The 16,378-nt window shown below is 51.6% G+C and carries 14 protein-coding genes; 4 read left to right on the top strand and 10 right to left on the bottom strand.

Translation table 11 applies throughout. The annotated features are described in order from the left end of the window. Positions 1–86 precede the first annotated feature (86 nt). From On2M_RS07300 to hypT, 3 genes are all read right to left on the bottom strand, one after another. Positions 87–1,022: a pseudouridine-5'-phosphate glycosidase gene (locus On2M_RS07300; RefSeq protein WP_187253415.1), complete on the bottom strand. Its 936-nt coding sequence runs from the start codon at positions 1,020–1,022 to the stop codon at positions 87–89. Continuing rightward, complete coding sequence (locus On2M_RS07295; protein WP_151219845.1) at positions 1,010–1,951, bottom strand: pseudouridine kinase; 942 nt, start codon at positions 1,949–1,951, stop codon at positions 1,010–1,012. Before On2M_RS07295 ends, On2M_RS07300 begins: the two co-directional genes overlap by 13 nt. A 301-nt stretch (positions 1,952–2,252) precedes the next feature. Further along, on the bottom strand, positions 2,253–3,164 hold the full coding sequence (gene hypT / locus On2M_RS07290; RefSeq protein ID WP_210904560.1) for a hypochlorite stress DNA-binding transcriptional regulator HypT: 912 nt from the start codon (positions 3,162–3,164) through the stop codon (positions 2,253–2,255). A 352-nt stretch (positions 3,165–3,516) separates the two neighbouring features. Here hypT and On2M_RS07285 point away from each other — a divergent pair, with 352 nt between their 5' ends. After that, the gene (locus tag On2M_RS07285) at positions 3,517–4,236 is read left to right on the top strand and encodes an amino acid racemase (RefSeq protein ID WP_187253416.1); all 720 of its coding nucleotides are present in this window, start codon (positions 3,517–3,519) and stop codon (positions 4,234–4,236) included. Between the two features lie 76 nt (positions 4,237–4,312). Further along, positions 4,313–5,611: an anaerobic C4-dicarboxylate transporter gene (locus On2M_RS07280; protein WP_103770442.1), complete on the top strand. Its 1,299-nt coding sequence runs from the start codon at positions 4,313–4,315 to the stop codon at positions 5,609–5,611. A gap of 82 nt (positions 5,612–5,693) precedes the next feature. On the opposite strand, the gene fruA is transcribed toward On2M_RS07280, so the two are convergent. Genes fruA through fruB form a run of 3 tightly spaced genes read right to left on the bottom strand, consistent with a single transcriptional unit; the run spans position 5,694 to position 9,467 of the window. Next, positions 5,694–7,382 (bottom strand): PTS fructose transporter subunit IIBC, encoded by a 1,689-nt coding sequence (gene fruA, locus On2M_RS07275; protein WP_151219849.1) that lies wholly within the window; start codon positions 7,380–7,382, stop codon positions 5,694–5,696. Between the two features lie 16 nt (positions 7,383–7,398). Further along, on the bottom strand, positions 7,399–8,337 hold the full coding sequence (gene fruK / locus On2M_RS07270; protein WP_210904559.1) for a 1-phosphofructokinase: 939 nt from the start codon (positions 8,335–8,337) through the stop codon (positions 7,399–7,401). After that, on the bottom strand, positions 8,337–9,467 hold the full coding sequence (fruB, locus tag On2M_RS07265) for a fused PTS fructose transporter subunit IIA/HPr protein (protein WP_151224734.1): 1,131 nt from the start codon (positions 9,465–9,467) through the stop codon (positions 8,337–8,339). Before fruB ends, fruK begins: the two co-directional genes overlap by 1 nt. Positions 9,468–9,835: 368 nt before the next feature. Between fruB and setB the strand changes: the two genes are divergently transcribed. Next, the gene (setB, locus tag On2M_RS07260) at positions 9,836–11,017 is read left to right on the top strand and encodes a sugar efflux transporter SetB (RefSeq protein WP_187253417.1); all 1,182 of its coding nucleotides are present in this window, start codon (positions 9,836–9,838) and stop codon (positions 11,015–11,017) included. On the opposite strand, the gene On2M_RS07255 is transcribed toward setB, so the two are convergent. Next, entirely contained in the window at positions 11,014–11,268 is a 255-nt protein-coding gene (locus On2M_RS07255; RefSeq protein ID WP_151219853.1) for a YkgJ family cysteine cluster protein, read from the bottom strand. The two genes, setB and On2M_RS07255, sit on opposite strands and share 4 nt — an antisense overlap. A gap of 158 nt (positions 11,269–11,426) precedes the next feature. On the opposite strand from On2M_RS07255, the gene yeiP reads away from it, so the two are divergent. Beyond that, complete coding sequence (gene yeiP / locus On2M_RS07250) at positions 11,427–11,999, top strand: elongation factor P-like protein YeiP (protein ID WP_151219854.1); 573 nt, start codon at positions 11,427–11,429, stop codon at positions 11,997–11,999. Positions 12,000–12,053: 54 nt separating this feature from the next. Here yeiP and torD read toward each other — a convergent pair whose 3' ends face one another. From torD to torC, 3 genes are read right to left on the bottom strand one after another with little or no spacing between them, the layout of a single operon-like run. Further along, entirely contained in the window at positions 12,054–12,686 is a 633-nt protein-coding gene (gene torD / locus On2M_RS07245) for a molecular chaperone TorD (protein WP_187253418.1), read from the bottom strand. Continuing rightward, a complete protein-coding gene (gene torA, locus On2M_RS07240) occupies positions 12,676–15,174 on the bottom strand; it encodes a trimethylamine-N-oxide reductase TorA (RefSeq protein WP_210904558.1) in 2,499 nt (832 codons plus the stop codon). The genes torD and torA overlap by 11 nt, the downstream gene beginning before the upstream one ends. 9 nt (positions 15,175–15,183) lie before the next feature. Next, the gene (gene torC / locus On2M_RS07235) at positions 15,184–16,317 is read right to left on the bottom strand and encodes a pentaheme c-type cytochrome TorC (protein WP_210904557.1); all 1,134 of its coding nucleotides are present in this window, start codon (positions 16,315–16,317) and stop codon (positions 15,184–15,186) included. Between the last annotated feature and the right edge of the window lie 61 nt (positions 16,318–16,378).

The raw sequence follows: 16,378 nt of genomic DNA, 5'->3' as shown, positions 1-16,378 counted from the left end.
CCTTCATGCCAGGAAACCCAGCGTTATCGCCAGGTTTTGGTAGGTTTGATATTCGCGGGCGACCGCATTCTGCCCGGGAAATTCTGTCAGGCGAGGCGTTGATACTCCTTCGCAATTTCACAGGCCAGCACTGCGTTGTTGAACACCAGCTGAATATTTGATTTCAGACTGTCGCCGCCGGTCAGCTCCGCAACTCGCGCCAACAGGAACGGCGTACTTTCTTTACCCACGACGCCCTGCTCTTCCGCTTCTTTTACCGCCCGATCGATAGCCGCATTAATTTTCTCTTCGGCCATAGCAAACTGCTCCGGGATTGGATTGGCGACAACCAGGCCTCCATTGAGACCCGTTTGCCATTTCACCGCCATGGCGCGGGCAATCTCTTTCGCGCTGTCCAGACGGATACTGACTTCAAAAGGACTGGTACGACAGAAAAATGCCGGGAGCGATGTTGTCTGATAACCAATTAACGGTACGCCAAAGGTTTCTAAATATTCAGTCGTTAAACCGAGATCCAAAATAGATTTCGCCCCGGCACAAATTACCGTGACATTGGTATGTGCCAGTTCCTGTAGATCTGCGGAAATATCAAACGTATGTTCAGCACCACGATGAACGCCGCCAATTCCCCCGGTCGCAAATACTTTAATTCCGGCCAACGCGGCAATAATCATCGTAGAGGCAACGGTGGTGGCACCATTTTTCCCTGCCGCGACCACAAATGGCAAATCACGACGGCTGACTTTAGTAACATTATGTCCTTCTCGTCCAAGCAACTCAATTTCATCTTTACTTAAACCTACTTTCATTATTCCGCCGATAATGGCAATGGTCGCAGGAACAGCGCCGTGCTTACGAATAGTTTCTTCTACTTCAATCGCTGTCTGAGCATTCTGCGGAAATGGCATACCATGAGAAATAATGGTTGATTCAAGCGCAACAATCGGTTTTTTACTGTTTAATGCTTGCTGAACTTCTGGTGATATTTGTAATAATTCAGAGGAAAGAGTTAATTCAGACATTCTGTGTTCTCCACTATTAAGCTAACATTCGCAACAGACAAATCAGGGTTATTGGTATATTCACAGGCTAATGCCATTGATGAACACGCCTGCGCAAATCGGACCGAATCAATAAAGGGCATACCATCTACCCAGCAGGAAGCCAGTCCAGCCATCATCGCATCGCCAGCCCCTGTAACATTAATGACGCGAGTTTTAATGGGGAGCGACCAACCGCAACTCCCCGTAATATCGCTGTAATAAACACCGTCGCCCCCCATGCTAAGCACCAGCCGGTTTAAGCCACGATCATGAAACCACGCAGCGACTTTTCCAACGTCATCGCGCCCGGAAAGCGCAATACCGCTAAGCGTTTCGGCTTCAAGGCGATTTGGTTTGAGGGTGTGAATTTTTGCAAGACGCCTGCGAATTTTCACACACTTCCAGGCCGATACCGGGTCAACAAACACCGGAACATCTCCGGCATTTTCCAGTACCCATGCCAGAGCGTCTTCATTGATATTGCAATCGGCGATAATGACTTTTGCCTGCCGAATAAAATCAAAATGCTGCGATAAAAATTCTGCTGAAATATGTTCTGTAATACTCATATCATTAATAGCAACTAACATTTCACCGGTGTTATCAAGCAACGATAAATAACTTGATGTATTTTCTCCGGGAACGATAAGACACTTATCAACATGTACTCCAGATTGATTGGTTTGTGCCAACAATGATTGACCATAAAAATCGTTACCAACCGCTGTTAGCAACCACGAATTTTTACCCAGCAGCGCGAGATTATGAGCAATATTGCGTCCTACGCCGCCGGGGGTGAATTTAATTTTACCTGGGTTAGAATCCGCATAATTTAGTGAAGCATGCGAATACCCAGCAACATCCATATTGGCTGAGCCAATCGTTACGATGTATTCCTTTTCACGCATAGCACGTCCCCTGGCAATTAACTTGCCACAAATGAGTTCGTTAAAAATAACCAACGCCACACATTAGGTTATTAGAGCACATGTTCATCATCAAACACATGTTCATAGTAAGCGTGTTTTTGACAAAGTAAATCTATCCACAAGCTATAAAGTCGATAGATATGAACAGAATCACAATTTTTTATAGATACAGTTTATCAGGGAGAGAGGAAATGAGAGGTAGTACACAAATTGATCAAATTAAAAGGTATCCTTGGTCATAACCGGAGATTTTCAGACACGCCAGAGGAACTGGCGCGTATCAACTAAGCGAAACCAGATCCTCTGGCATATGGTTGTACAAAATCCGCCAAAAGTGCTCAGCCGTTTTATTCAGGCGAGTGTCCATCCGGTAAATATAGGCCTGAATAGGCACCATCAGTTCCGGTGTCTGCAGGCAAACCAGCCGCTTATCGCGCAGTTCGTTTACGATAGTCCACGCCGGTAACCAGGCGATACCATGCCCATCCAAGGCCATATTTTTCAATAACTCACTCATCGAAGACATAAACAGCGTTCGTGCTGAAATACCGCCTACTTCTGCCAAATGGCGGTTTACCAGTCTCCCCATGTAGGATGTGCTGGTATAGTTCAAAATTGGCGCCTGCGGCTGATAGAGATCAAACAACGGTTTTCCCTGCGCACCAGCCGCACAGACGGGATACAGCTCAGACTCAAAAACCTTCAAGCCGCAGAATGGTGACTGCATTAAGTCTTCATCCCGAAAAGAGATAATAAAATCACTTTTCCCCTCGCGCAGAGTATTCACCGCCTGAACAACATCGATAGCTTCGACGTGCCAGACAAATTCCTCACCCCAGGCTGCCATTGCGTGCACTAATCTGGGCAACATCGTCAGCGACAGAGAATGTGCCGCCGCAATTTTAATATTGGGTACCCCAAGCAAGTTGTGGCCACTTAGCTCATCCAGATTACATTCCAGCTGTTGCAGCAGGCTACGGGTTTGCGAATGGAATAGCTTGCCCTCCTCCGTGAGTTGCAGGGGGCTCGTTGTACGATCAAAAAGTAACACGCCTACGGCGGATTCGAGTGCTTTGATCCGTCGGCTAAATGCTGGTTGGGAAATGTTGCGTTCCTCAGCCGCCTGGGAAAAATGACGGCACGCTTCCAGCGTCAGAAAGTCATATAACCATTTTGTCTCAATATTTTTCATGCGTATCACACGGATTTTGAAATATGCCGATTAACCTGAAACATCATGCCTGAATATTTCCGCAGATGATATTCATCATCAACACCTGATGATTTGTTTTTTGCATCAAACGTTCGTTTTTAACATTAACAGGTTCCTTTGCTCAACGGCTACGACCGCTTAGCCGCGCTGGAACGTCAGGTCTCTGGCTAAATACTGGCCTACCGAGAATGCAAAAGAAACCGCAGCTATGCAGTTTTTGCATTGAACCCAACATTATTGCATTTCTCCTCGCGTCTCACTGCTGTTAAACATGATCAGCAGACACAATCCAGATCTGAATATTAATTATCGGTCAGTCGAGGTATATATCGTGAAAGGTTTAATTGGCGTACTGGGTGGTATGGGACCAGCTGCAACCGTCGATCTGTTTAATAAGTTTGTCACCTTTACCGTAGCACAACGTGACCAGGAACATATCCCATTAATTATTTCCTCTATTCCAGATATTCCTGACCGAACCGACGCGTTAATGCATCATGGTAATTCCCCACTCCCGGCAATGCGCGATTATATGCATAAACTTGAAGATGCTGGTGCCGAATGTATTGTGATCCCCTGTAATACCGCCCACTTTTGGTTTGACGAATTAAAAAAGTGCTGTCACACAGAGCTGCTGAGCATTGTTGAAACGACTATCAACGAGGTCAGGAACTGTGGAAAATCGCGTATCGGATTACTCGCTACCAACGCCACATTGTACATGGGTCTCTATCAAAAGGGCATAGAATCTCTTGGGTTAACCTGCGTCAGCCCTGACTCGGCCAGTCAGGAAAAGGTGATGGAAAGTATCTATTGCTTAAAAGCCGGTGAGGTTAAGCGGGCGCAAACGCTGATGAATGAACAGGCAGAAGCACTCTTCTCACGCGGCGCACAGGTCATCGTGCTGGGATGTACTGAAGTTCCCGTCATTCTTGCTGAGGCAGTCAAAATGTCACCCGAAAAATATATTGATTCAACCGGTTCGTTGGTTCGCGCCGGTATTAAATGGTACGAGAAACGCGTTGGAAAAAATCATCTTTTAGCGCAATGAAAATAAAATTCAGGTTAATTATCGCATCAAATAAACACTCACATTAATAACGAATCACTCTCTGGCGGAGGCCATTATGATTTGGCTGGAAATTATCGTAGTGTTGGGCGCAATATTTTTTGGTATCCGCCTCGGCGGTATTGGTATTGGTTTATGTGGTGGATTGGGGCTGGCTATTTTAACACTGGGATTTGGGTTACAAATTGGTTCGCCACCCGTTGACGTGATTCTCATTATTATGACGGTGGTAGTGGCTGCCTCTGCACTACAAGCCGCCGGTGGTATGGATTATCTGGTTCGTGTCGCCGGCAATTTTATGCGTCGCAACCCTAAATATATCAATATAATTGCGCCAATTATCACCTGGTCAATGACCATTATGGCGGGAACAGGATTCATTGTCTTTTCCACTTTACCGGTGATTGCCGAAGTTGCCAAAGAATCAGGTATCCGCCCTTCTCGTACCCTCGCAGGATCCGTCGTGGCCTCTCAGGTGGCAATATCCGGCTCGCCGATCAGTGCCGCAATGGCGGCTATGCTGACCATAATGGAAGGCAACGGTATCAGCTTTATCCAGGTCATGGCGGTGTGTCTGCCAGCCTCGTTTGTCGCCGCGATGGTCGCAGCGTTTATCGCTTCCCGTCAGGGATGTGAACTACAGGATGATGAAGTCTATCTGGAACGTCTGCAAAAAGGGTTGGTGCGTAAATACGAAGGGCAAAACAGCACTACGCCGGGTGCCAGACTGTCAGTAGCCCTGTTTATGTTGGCAACGGTCGTCATCGTTATTCTTGCCGCATGCCCTCAACTACGCCCTGGATTCGATGCAGGTAACCCAATGAATACAAGGGACATTATCATTATCTGCATGCTGGCTGCCGCGTGTCTGATGGTGGTGTTATGCAAAACATCAACTGACGCCATTGTCCTGACATCCACGTTCCGTGCGGGAATGAGTTCGTTGGCGGTGATTCTGGGGATTGTTACGCTGGGCACAACCTTCATTGACGCCCACTTAACAGGGATAAAGGATATCGCGGGCGACATTCTACGGGCTTATCCGATGCTATTGGCTCTGGTGCTGTTTGGTACCTGCGCGCTTCTCTATTCGCAGGGAGCCACCACGCCGCTGATTATCCCGCTTGCCGTTGCGCTCGGTGTACCCACCTGGGCGATTCTGGCTTCCTATGTGGCAGTAACCGGGGTATTTGTTCTACCCACGTATCCCACTTCGCTGGCAGCAATGGAGTTCGACACCACCGGGACAACGCGCGTGGGTAAGTATGTCTTAAACCATCCGTTTATGCTGCCAGGACTGGGTGGGATCATCGCAGGCGTTGCCTTTGGTTTTATCATCGCGCCAATGATTGCCTGAACCGTTTTACACCTCTCCGGGCGGCGGTTAATAGATAAAAAAAAGGGGCAGAGAAATCTCTGCCCCCGATATCAGCATTCAATCATGCCGCTTTTGCCACAACCTCTGCTTCCGGGCGTTTCAGTACCGCGTAGGAAAGCCCGGCTACCAGCGTACCGGCGATAATGGCCAGCAGGTATCCCAGTACCGGTGTAATTGCGCCAGGAATCAACAGCACGAACAGACCACCGTGCGGTGCCATCAGCTTCGCACCTACCGCCATCGAGATAGCACCGGTAATCGCGCCGCCCACGATACAGCAAGGCAGAACACGCATCGGGTCACGGGCAGCGAATGGGATAGCCCCTTCGGTGATAAAGCACAGGCCCAGCACCAGCGCTGCTTTACCGCCTTCCTGCTGCGCTTTGTCGAACTTACGACGCGCAACCAGCGTTGCCAGACCCAGCGCCAACGGAGGCACCATACCTGCCGCCATGATGGCAGCCATCGGCGCATAGGTTTGCGTACTGAGCAGACCCACACCGAAAGCATACGCCGCTTTGTTAACCGGACCGCCCATGTCGGTACACATCATGCCGCCAAGAATTGCCCCAAGCAGTACCGCATTCGCTGTGCCCATGGTTTGCAGCCAGTGGGTCAGACCTTCCAGAATACCGGCTACTGGTTTACCGATCAGGTAGATCATGGCCAGGCCCACCACCAGACTTGAAAGCAGCGGAATGATCAGGATCGGTTTCAGCGCTTCCATACTCTGTGGGAGTTTCAGCTTCGTACTGATGAGTTTTGCCACATAACCCGCAAGGAAACCGGCAATAATCCCGCCAATAAAGCCGGACCCCGTACTCACCGCCAGCATACCGCCGATAAGACCCGGCGTCAGACCCGGACGGTCAGCGATGGAAAACGCGATATAACCCGCCAGAACCGGCACCATCAACGCAAAGGCTGAACCACCGCCAATCTGCATCAATGCCGCCGCCAGCGTACCCTGCTCTTTAAATGCTTCAATGCCAAAAGCGAATGAGAGTGCAATACACAGACCGCCAGCAACCACCATCGGCAGCATATAGGACACGCCCGTCAGCAGGTGACGATATGCACCCGCACTCTCTTTCTTACCTTCGGTTGCTGAAGTCTGCGCTTTGCCGGTTGGCTGATACGGCGTTGCTTCTTCCAGCGCTTTGTCCAGCTCCTGCTTGGTTTTCTTCAGTGCGAGACCAGTAGACGTACGGTACATTGGTTTCCCGGCAAACTTCGCCAGATCAACTTCAATGTCAGCCGCCACAATCACCAGGTCCGCCTGAGCCACCTCTTCCGGCGTAATAGCATTGCCTGCGCCAACAGAACCACGGGTTTCAACCTTCACCCACCAGCCACGTTTTTTCGCTTCTGTTTCAATAGCTTCAGCAGCCATAAACGTATGCGCAACGCCGGTCGGACAAGCCGTCACCGCCACAACGCGTTTTGGACCACTACTGGTCACAGGCGCTGTTGCAACCGGAGCGCTGTATGGTTTTGCATGACCTTTTGCTTCGCTGAGGAACAGTTCAGGATGCGCAACTGCACGACCTATATCGCCCAGCCAGACTTTTTTGCCGTTCAGCGAACTGTCGGCAGGAAGCGTGTCGCCCAGAACAATTGCCAGTTCTGCATCATTCGGATTATCAATAATTTCAAGATGTGCTTTCTGCGCCGCCGCTCCAAGCAGGGTTTTCGCCATGTAAGCGCGAGCCTGGCCGAGATTAGCGTCAATAATCAGCAGCGTTTTCATTATGCCTCTCCTGCTGTCAGTTAAACGGTTTTAAGTCGACACGCGCCATCATTGCGGCCAACTGAGGACGATCGGTAATGCCCACATTGCTTTGGCTTACCGCCAGGGCGGCAACAGCTGTCGCCAGACGCAGGGTATGTTCGCTGGACTCACGCATCAGCAGCCCGTAAATCAGACCGCCAACCATTGAATCGCCCGCGCCTACGGTGCTAACCACGTCAACTGACGGTGGTTTAGCAATCCATTCACCTGAAGCGTTAACCCACAGCGCACCTTCTGCGCCAAGTGAAATCACCACGTGAGCAATCCCCTGCTCGCGCAGCGCATGCGCCGCTTCAATCACATCTTTCATTTCCGGTAGCTTACGGCCCGCCCAGATTTCCAGCTCCCGACGGTTTGGTTTCACCAGCCACGGTGCTGCTTTCAGACCCGCCACCAGCGCTTCACGACTACTATCAAAGATAATGCAAGGACACTGAGTGCGCAGGCGAGTCATCCAGTCGGTGAAGGCTTCCGGGCTCACGCCAGTCGGCAAACTGCCGCTGACGCACACCATGTCGAACTGGCCCAGCCAGCTCAGGGAGTCATTCACAAACCGTTCCCAGTCAGCCGGGGTGACGTCAAAGCCGGAGAAATTGAAATCGGTCACTTCGCCGTCTTTTTCGGTCAGCTTGACGTTGATACGGGTACGCCCTTGTACAACCTGAAAACGGTTGGCAATGCCCAGCTCGCTAAACAACTGCTGGAAACCATCCTGGTTGTCTTTACCCAGGAAACCGCCTACCGTGACATCAATACCTAAATCTTTCAGAACTTTAGCGACGTTAATCCCTTTCCCTGCCGCGTGCAGACCGGTTGTTTTAACCAGGTTCACTTCACCGCGTTCAATTTCCGGGCAGAAACCCACCAGGTCGTATGCCGGGTTGAGGGTGATAGTAGCAACACGTCTGCTCATTACGCGCCCTCCCCAAGACCTGCCGCGATGGCTTCGCCAATCGCTTTCAGCGCCTGTTCAGCATCCTCGCCCTGGGCGGTAAAGCGCAGGTGATGTCCTTTCTTCACGCCTAATGCCACAACTTTCATCAGACTGCGTCCATTCGCCGGTTTGCCGGTTCCATCAAGATTTGTCACGGTAATTTCACTGTTAAATTGTTTGATCGTATTCACCAGCATGGTGCCCGGACGGGCGTGTAAGCCATGCTCATTGCGCACAATAAATTCGGCGCTCAGTACATCATCAGTTAAGGCGTCATCGCTGGTCAGCAGCGCCAGCAACGTTGCCGCATCGGCTTTCAACAAACGGTCAGCTTTATTATTCAGCAGCAGATCGCCAAGACGCTTCAGCACCGCAACCGGTTGATCGTCATTCATGGCGACAGTCACCAGCAGGGCCGCAGCTTCACCTTGTACATCAAACGCTGTCGCTACGCGGCTGACCGCAACGGCGCTACGCACGTTACCTTCAGCACAGTCATTCAGCCAGATACCCTGGCCGAGATTCATCGGATGCTCATTTATCGCTCTGGCGACAAAGGCGGTGTCAACCGCACCGACCTCTTTCAGCCGCGCCGCGTTGAGCGCCTGCAGCGTTACCAGCGAGTTGGCAACGACGTCCAGCGACAGCGTTTCGTTATCAAGCTTTAGCTGTTCGCTTTGCTTTTCACCCATCAGCAACGCGCGCAGCTCTTCCGCCGTGGTCGCAGATTTCAGCTGTTCAGCGACGGAGTCATCACTCAGTACGTGCGTCAGCTGACGCAGCAAACCGAGGTGCTCATCCGAGCTGGCGGCAATACCGATCGCCACATATGCAACCTGCCCCTCTCCCCAGGTCACACCCTGCGGAAACTGAAACACCTGCACGCCGGTTTTCAACACTTGATCGCGCGTGTCCGTCGTACCGTGAGGAATAGCAATACCGTTGCCGAGGAACGTGGACGTCTGTTGTTCACGCGCCAGCATGCCATTGACGTAGCCTTCCGCGACGTTACCCGCCTGCACTAAGGCTGCGGCAACCTGGCGAATAGCCTCTTCTTTATTCCCGGCCTGTTCGCCCGGGTGAATATCCTGAACAGATAACTGGAACATGGTTCTCCTCTCCCGCTGAATTGAAACGATTCAGCCAACATGAGAAAAATGGCGTCACCTGACTCCATCAGTTATGGCGAGATGACGCTGAAACGTTTCAAGAAGTCTTGCTCTTTTTTCTGCAGCACACAAGTAAAGTTAACAAATTACTTGCTGAATTTAGAGATAACGCACATTTTCTCTTCGCCAGAGATCAAATTGCTGACGCAAAAACGGCGTCAGCTTGTCAAATTCAGCTACGTCAGCAAACTGCATTCTCTGACTGAAATGCTATTTTGATTTTTAATGCCGATTTTGATTTGGCTCCCTGTTTATTTTCTGACAAGCAGCGTAAACTCCGCGTCTCTTCACATCATTGATATCAAAACATGCATAACACCCCCGTAGCCGCCTCACCCCGGGCGTTTGATTTAACGTCTGCGGCGTTCCTGCTTGTCGCATTTCTGACGGGTATCGCCGGTGCGTTGCAGACGCCAACGCTTAGTCTTTTTCTGACGGATGAAGTCCATGCCCGTCCCGGCATGGTCGGGTTCTTTTTTACCGGTAGCGCCGTAATCGGCATTTTGGTGAGTCAGTTTCTGGCCGGACGTTCAGATAAAAAGGGCGATCGCAAAAACTTGATCGTATTTTGCTGCGTGCTGGGGATGCTGGCCTGCGTGCTTTTCGCCTGGAACCGTAACTATTTTATCTTGTTGTTTGTCGGGGTATTCCTCAGCAGCTTTGGTTCGACCGCCAACCCGCAAATGTTTGCCCTCGCTCGCGAGCATGCCGACCGTACGGGACGGGAAGCCGTCATGTTCAGTTCAATATTACGTGCGCAGGTTTCGCTGGCCTGGGTGATTGGCCCGCCGCTGGCCTACGCGCTGGCCATGGGGTTCAGCTTTACGGTCATGTACCTCAGTGCGGCAGTGGCATTTATTGTCTGCGGCATAATGGTCTGGTTGTTCTTACCCTCAATGAGTAAAAACGTGCCGCTCGCGACAGGCGCGGTGGAGGCCCCAAGGCGCAATCGACGCGATACACTGCTGTTGTTTGTTATATGCACATTAATGTGGGGAACCAATAGTCTCTATATCATTAATATGCCACTGTTTATTATCAACGAACTGCATCTGCCGGAAAAACTGGCGGGCATCATGATGGGAACCGCCGCAGGACTGGAGATCCCAACCATGCTGATTGCCGGATACTTCGCTAAGCGTTTAGGTAAACGCCTGTTGATGCGAATTGCCGTCGTCGCTGGATTTTTCTTTTATGCCGGTATGTTGTTGGCTCACTCTCCCGCGATATTGCTTGGCTTACAGCTGCTGAACGCAATTTACATCGGTATTCTCGGCGGGATTGGCATGCTCTATTTCCAGGACCTGATGCCGGGACAGGCGGGTTCAGCCACGACCCTTTATACGAATACTATTCGCGTGGGCTGGATTATTGCCGGTTCGCTGGCGGGTATTGCCGCAGAAATCTGGAACTATCACGCAGTGTTCTGGTTTGCGCTGGTGATGATAGTCGCCACCGTCGTGTGCCTGGCGCGCATAAAAGATGTTTAAGGTGCGGTCAGTGTTTCGAGCTCAATAAGATACACCATCGCCTGGTGCGTCGTCTGTCCGCACATTTCCGCACTGGGCTGTAAACCGGCGCACACTTTTGGTCGCAGCGGCGAGCCAAAAATTTTACAGCGCAGGGATTCATCAAGCTGAACACATGGCGTATTAGCGGGCTTGCCTTGTGGCATGCCGGGGATGGGGCTGGAGATTGAAGGTGCGGTGCAGCATGCACCACAATCCGGACGGCATTCCATACAAGTACTCTCTTAAGCGTAAACCATCGGATTGTGCGGGAAGCGCACAGTAACACCTTTTTTGCACCAGCAAAAGCATGAATTCCGCTTGCCTGAATGCCCCAGCGCGAGTAGTTTTACGCGATATTTTAGACACCCCTCATTACAGGATTTTTTCGATGCCAAGAGCGAACGAAATTAAAAAAGGTATGGTACTGAATTACAACGGCAAACTGTTGATTGTAAAAGATATTGACATTCAGTCACCCACCGCACGCGGCGCTGCAACGCTGTACAAAATGCGTTTTTCTGATGTTCGTACCGGTCTGAAAGTTGAAGAGCGCTTCAAAGGCGATGATATTGTTGATACCGTCACCCTGAGCCGTCGTGGCGTTGATTTCTCCTACGTCGATGGCAACGAATACGTCTTTATGGATAAAGAAGACTATACCCCGTATACCTTCACCAAAGACCAGATTGAAGAAGAGCTGCTGTTCATGCCGGAAGGTGGAATGCCAGATATGCAGGTACTGACCTGGGACGGTCAGTTGTTGGCGCTTGAACTGCCGCAAACGGTAGACCTGGAGATCGTTGAAACGGCACCGGGCATTAAAGGCGCCTCAGCAAGTGCGCGTAACAAACCGGCGACCCTGAGCACCGGTCTGGTTATTCTTGTTCCTGAGTATCTGAGTGCGGGTGAGAAAATCCGAATTCATATCGAAGAACGTCGCTATATGGGTCGCGCGGATTAATTTTCTGCCGCTCATCGACGACAAGGGACAGCGCAGGCTGTCCCTTTGTCATTTTCAGCACTGACTGCTGAAATAAAAATCATCCATCAACAGCGTTTCCAGATACTGTTCATCCTCGCGCATAAAACGCACTATCAGATTAACCGCCTGAGGATAAAACCCCTCGTTATCCCGCACCAGACAAGCGTCGCGAAATAACGGTGCCCAGCACAGAATATGATGATGTAAAAAGTAATACTGTGTTGAGAACGGCTCCTCTTTAGCAACCATCCTCGCCATCAATGCCAGTTGTACGGCAATATGATCGGAAGGTTCATTTTCCCGCGCCGCCAGCCCTTGTTCGACCAACAGAACATTCATTTGCCGGCGTTCTGCTGCAGCTGTCGTGTGCGGATAGTGTCCTGCGTAGGGAGAAACACTCGCAGGCGGTGCCAGCAGAAACAGCGAGGCAAAATCTGCAGCCAGTTCCAACTGTCGGGAGTCCCGCCGCAAAGCCCGAGCCAGGCTACGCTCAAATTGTTTTACCTCGGCAGACAATCCGGGGATCGCCGCCAGTGATGCAATCCACGCCCGATGCTCGCCGCTTTCCAGACTGGTGAGCTGTTTTTCGTCCAGCTCACGAAATAACAATTGTGAAAACCATTGGTAGATCGCCGCACGTTGTAGATGAATTTGATTATGCTGCACTTGCCCCCTCCTCTTGCACCGTCTGCGGTCCACCAAATGCCGTCACCTGCGGAGCTTTCTGCTGATAACGTTCGACCTCCACCAGCACGGTATGCGCCGACGGCCCCTGAGCCAGTTGCGAAGTACCCATATCCGCGCTCAGTACGTTCGGATCACCATAGGTGCATAACGTTCCGGCTTTCCCCCCTTCCTGCGGGGAGTACCACGCCCCTTCATGAATGCGGATCACGCCTGGGGTAAAATCCGGACTGACCACCACACCAGCCAACACCTGGCCACGAGCGTTAAAGACACGGGCGATATCACCGGCTTTTAAACCACGCGCGGCGGCGTCCTGTTCGCTGATGTAAAGCGGCTCTCTCCCGGCAACCGCGTAGGTGTTGCGAAACGCCTCGCTGGAGCACAACTGGGAGTGCAGACGTTTATCCGGGTGGCAGGATTGCAGATGCAGCGGGTATTTATCTGTTTTGCCGCTATAGGTACGCTCAAATGGCTCCATCCACACCGGATGCCCCGGACAGTCCTTGTAGGCGAAGCCTGCGATGGTTTTGCTGTAGATTTCAATCAAACCAGACGGCGTTCCCAACGGATTAAGATCAGGCTGGTCGCGAAACTCACCGTGACGCACCCACGGTTGCCCCGCCGGATACTCAATGTAGCCTTCCCCCTGCCAGAATGTAGTGAAGTCCGGTAAGGTGACGCCGAGCGACGCCCCCATCTTCACGCCTTCGTCATAAAGCGCCTGTATCCACTGCATTTCATCCCGGTTTTCACGGTACACCGTTTCCTTATCAAAGCGCTTACACAACCCGGCAAAGATATCAAAGTCATGCCGCGCTTCGTATTGCGGTTTAACAATCTGATGCAGCGCCATCAACCCTTTATTCGAATGCGTACCAAACTGCTCAATATCGTTACGTTCAAAGCGGGTGGTCACAGGCAGGACGATATCGGCAAAACGGCACGACGCGGTCCATTGGTGATCTAACACCACCACGGTTTCCAGCTTTTTCCACGCGTCGATCATGCGGTTCCTGTCCTGCTGCGCATGGAAGGGATTGGCCGCACTGTAGATCGCCATTTTGATGTCAGGATACGTTAACGTCTCACCGTTGAAGGCAATCTTGTTGCCTGGCGCAAGCAGGCAATCAACGATACGCGAGGTGGGAATATGCTCAGAAGCACCGCGAAAATCCGCTTTGTACTTCGCCTCCGGCGGATTATTAATACTCCCCAGCCCGGTGAGCACTGGCCCGGTCGATGTCACCGTCCCACCGCCGTTATAGTGCCAGCCAAATCCGACCCCGCCGCCCGGCAAGCCAATTTGTCCAACCATGCTGGCCAGTACCACCAGCATCCACGGATACTGCTCGCCATGATGCATACGCTGTACGCACCAGCCCCCCATAAACTGTGTCCGTCCCTTGACCAGCAGGCGGGCGAAGTCACGGATCTGCTCCGCCGTCAGACCACAGATTTCGGCCGCCCATTCGGCATTTTTCGGCTGCTTGTCACTCTCCCCAAGCAGATAGGGCAAAAACTGTTCAAAACCCACGGTGTAATCGTTAATGAATGCCGTGTCATACAGTTTTTCTTCATACAGGGTATGCGCCAGCGCCAGCATTAACGCGACATCCGTTTGTGGTCGCAACGCCAGTTGTTCACAGCCAAGATAGTTTTGCGACTTGCTACGCACCGGATCAACGCTGACAACGCGCAGCTTACCCTGCGCAACCGCTTCTTTAATCTGCTGCCAATAGCCAAACGCGTCGTGATCGGGAACCAAAAACTCGATCTGTAGATTCTTGATCGGATCGCAGCCCCACAGCACAATGGTATTACTGCTCTGAATAACCAGCGGCAGTGACGTTTGCTGCTCATAAACCTCCAGCGACCCCATCACATGCGGCAAAATAACCTGTGCCGCTGCCGCAGAGTAGTCACCGACAGTTGTCACATAGCTACCATGCAGACCAAGTGCCCGGTCCATTGCCCCGCCCGCTTTATGGTATTTGCCCACCATTTGCCAGTCGGCAAGCCCGGTAAATACGCCCGATGAGCCGTAGGTTTTTTGCACCCGCTCCAGCTCTTCGTAAAACAGATCCAGCGCCCGACTCCAGCTCACCCGTACAAAATGGTTATCTCCGCGCTGGCTGCGGTCAGACTTTTCCCGCTTGCGCAGCCAGTCCAGACGCACCATCGGGTAGCGTACCCGCGAAGGGTTATAGACCACCTCGCGCACCGCGTTTAGCATATCGCAGGGCCATTTGTCATGTTTGAACGGGCGTGTTTCTGTCCATTCGCCGTTGACCACTTTGGCTTCAAAAGCACCATAATGTGAACCGGACTGGATCCACTGCTCGGGGTTTTCTCCCGCGGCCCACACTTTTGATATCAGCGGATTGGGCGCCAGTGCGCTGGCAACACCTACCGCCAGCATACCGCTCAGAAAACGGCGGCGGGACGAATTAACGTCATGAATATCCATACATTATCCTTAATTGTTATTAGGGTCGGACACATCGCTGGCGTGGGTCTGGAGATATTTCAACAACGTGCGTTCTTCCACCGGGTTAAGCCGGTAGTAGGTCGACATCGCTTTCAATCCGGCGATCCAGCCGTTGGCGGTATAGCGTGTGGTTGGGGGCGTGCTGTGACAGGCGCTACAAGTGGATTGCAGCATTTGATCCGAGTATTCCCAGATGGGATCCAGCGTGTTGATAAAGTCCTGCGCGGAGGTCCAGGCGGTGACGCTCACTTGTTGCCATTGCTGATGTGAGTCAGGATCGACCTGAGTTTGCAACACGTTTACGTTAGCCATCAGGGCGTCATCGAGCACAGCGGAGAAAACGCGCTTCCCCATATACTGGGTAATCACCCGCCCACGCCCTTTACTTTCACGCCAACCTGTTACTTCAAGTTGTAGGTTGTTGCCCTCTTTTTGCAGCACCTTGACCTCGGTGGCAGGAAACAAAAGCGCTTTACCTGCCGCGCTCCCTGCCGTAGCCGTCAGGGCTTTTTCGCTTAGCGAGAACAGCGTACTCACCTGTGACAACGACGCCCCCTGATGCTGTAGCTGCTTATAGCGATCGCGAAAACCGCTGCTCATATCGGGTTTGTGATGAGCAATGCCTTTGTGGCAATCGATACAGTTACTGTTTTTTGCCGCCGCCGCGGTCATTTGCGCCGCCGCATTGGCTGATTGCTTGCCGTGATCCATCGCCTCGTAGCTGTGGCAAGATTTACACGCCGCTGAATTATTCGCGCTCATACGTGCCCATTCCCTCTGGGCCAGCTCCGCCCGTTTTGCGGTAAATTTTTCTGGGGTATCAATCGAAGGGGAAATAAAGGTGTGATAGAGATCGTTTAAGGCCTGCGTTTTACGAACCAACGTTGGGACGATGCCAGGTGGAATATGACAATCCTTACACTCCGCACGCACGCCAGAAGCATTGCGAAAATGCACGCTGGTTTTATACTCCTCTCCTGCCGTACGCATTGAGTGACACGATAAACAAAACTCGGTCGTACTGGTGTAATGAACGCCTTGCCACGCTCCCCAAATAGCCAGGGCCATGACTACCGCTCCGGCGAATACACACCACAGTGCGCTTTTTCTTATCCACGACATGCTTGCCTCCATTTTTTAATAGCGACACGCTAAGGGATAATAAAAATCAAAAATAGAGACA

This window comes from Citrobacter sp. On2M, assembly GCF_018035235.1.
Classification (GTDB): domain Bacteria; phylum Pseudomonadota; class Gammaproteobacteria; order Enterobacterales; family Enterobacteriaceae; genus Citrobacter; species Citrobacter meridianamericanus.
The sequence above is the reverse complement of the archived record's forward strand: the minus strand, read 5'-3'. Positions and strand labels throughout refer to the sequence as shown.

Bases quoted from the DNA above. Each gene is read 5' to 3' on its own strand.
- On2M_RS07255 (WP_151219853.1), bottom strand. From the start codon at position 11,268: ATGGAATGCCGTCCGGATTGTGGTGCATGCTGCACCGCACCTTCAATC.
- hypT (WP_210904560.1), bottom strand. From the start codon at position 3,164: ATGAAAAATATTGAGACAAAATGGTTATATGACTTTCTGACGCTGGAA.
- fruK (WP_210904559.1), bottom strand. From the start codon at position 8,337: ATGAGCAGACGTGTTGCTACTATCACCCTCAACCCGGCATACGACCTG.
- On2M_RS07280 (WP_103770442.1), top strand. From the start codon at position 4,313: ATGATTTGGCTGGAAATTATCGTAGTGTTGGGCGCAATATTTTTTGGT.
- On2M_RS07295 (WP_151219845.1), bottom strand. From the start codon at position 1,951: ATGCGTGAAAAGGAATACATCGTAACGATTGGCTCAGCCAATATGGAT.
- yeiP (WP_151219854.1), top strand. From the start codon at position 11,427: ATGCCAAGAGCGAACGAAATTAAAAAAGGTATGGTACTGAATTACAAC.
- On2M_RS07300 (WP_187253415.1), bottom strand. From the start codon at position 1,022: ATGTCTGAATTAACTCTTTCCTCTGAATTATTACAAATATCACCAGAA.
- fruB (WP_151224734.1), bottom strand. From the start codon at position 9,467: ATGTTCCAGTTATCTGTTCAGGATATTCACCCGGGCGAACAGGCCGGG.
- torA (WP_210904558.1), bottom strand. From the start codon at position 15,174: ATGGATATTCATGACGTTAATTCGTCCCGCCGCCGTTTTCTGAGCGGT.
- setB (WP_187253417.1), top strand. From the start codon at position 9,836: ATGCATAACACCCCCGTAGCCGCCTCACCCCGGGCGTTTGATTTAACG.
- fruA (WP_151219849.1), bottom strand. From the start codon at position 7,382: ATGAAAACGCTGCTGATTATTGACGCTAATCTCGGCCAGGCTCGCGCT.
- torC (WP_210904557.1), bottom strand. From the start codon at position 16,317: ATGTCGTGGATAAGAAAAAGCGCACTGTGGTGTGTATTCGCCGGAGCG.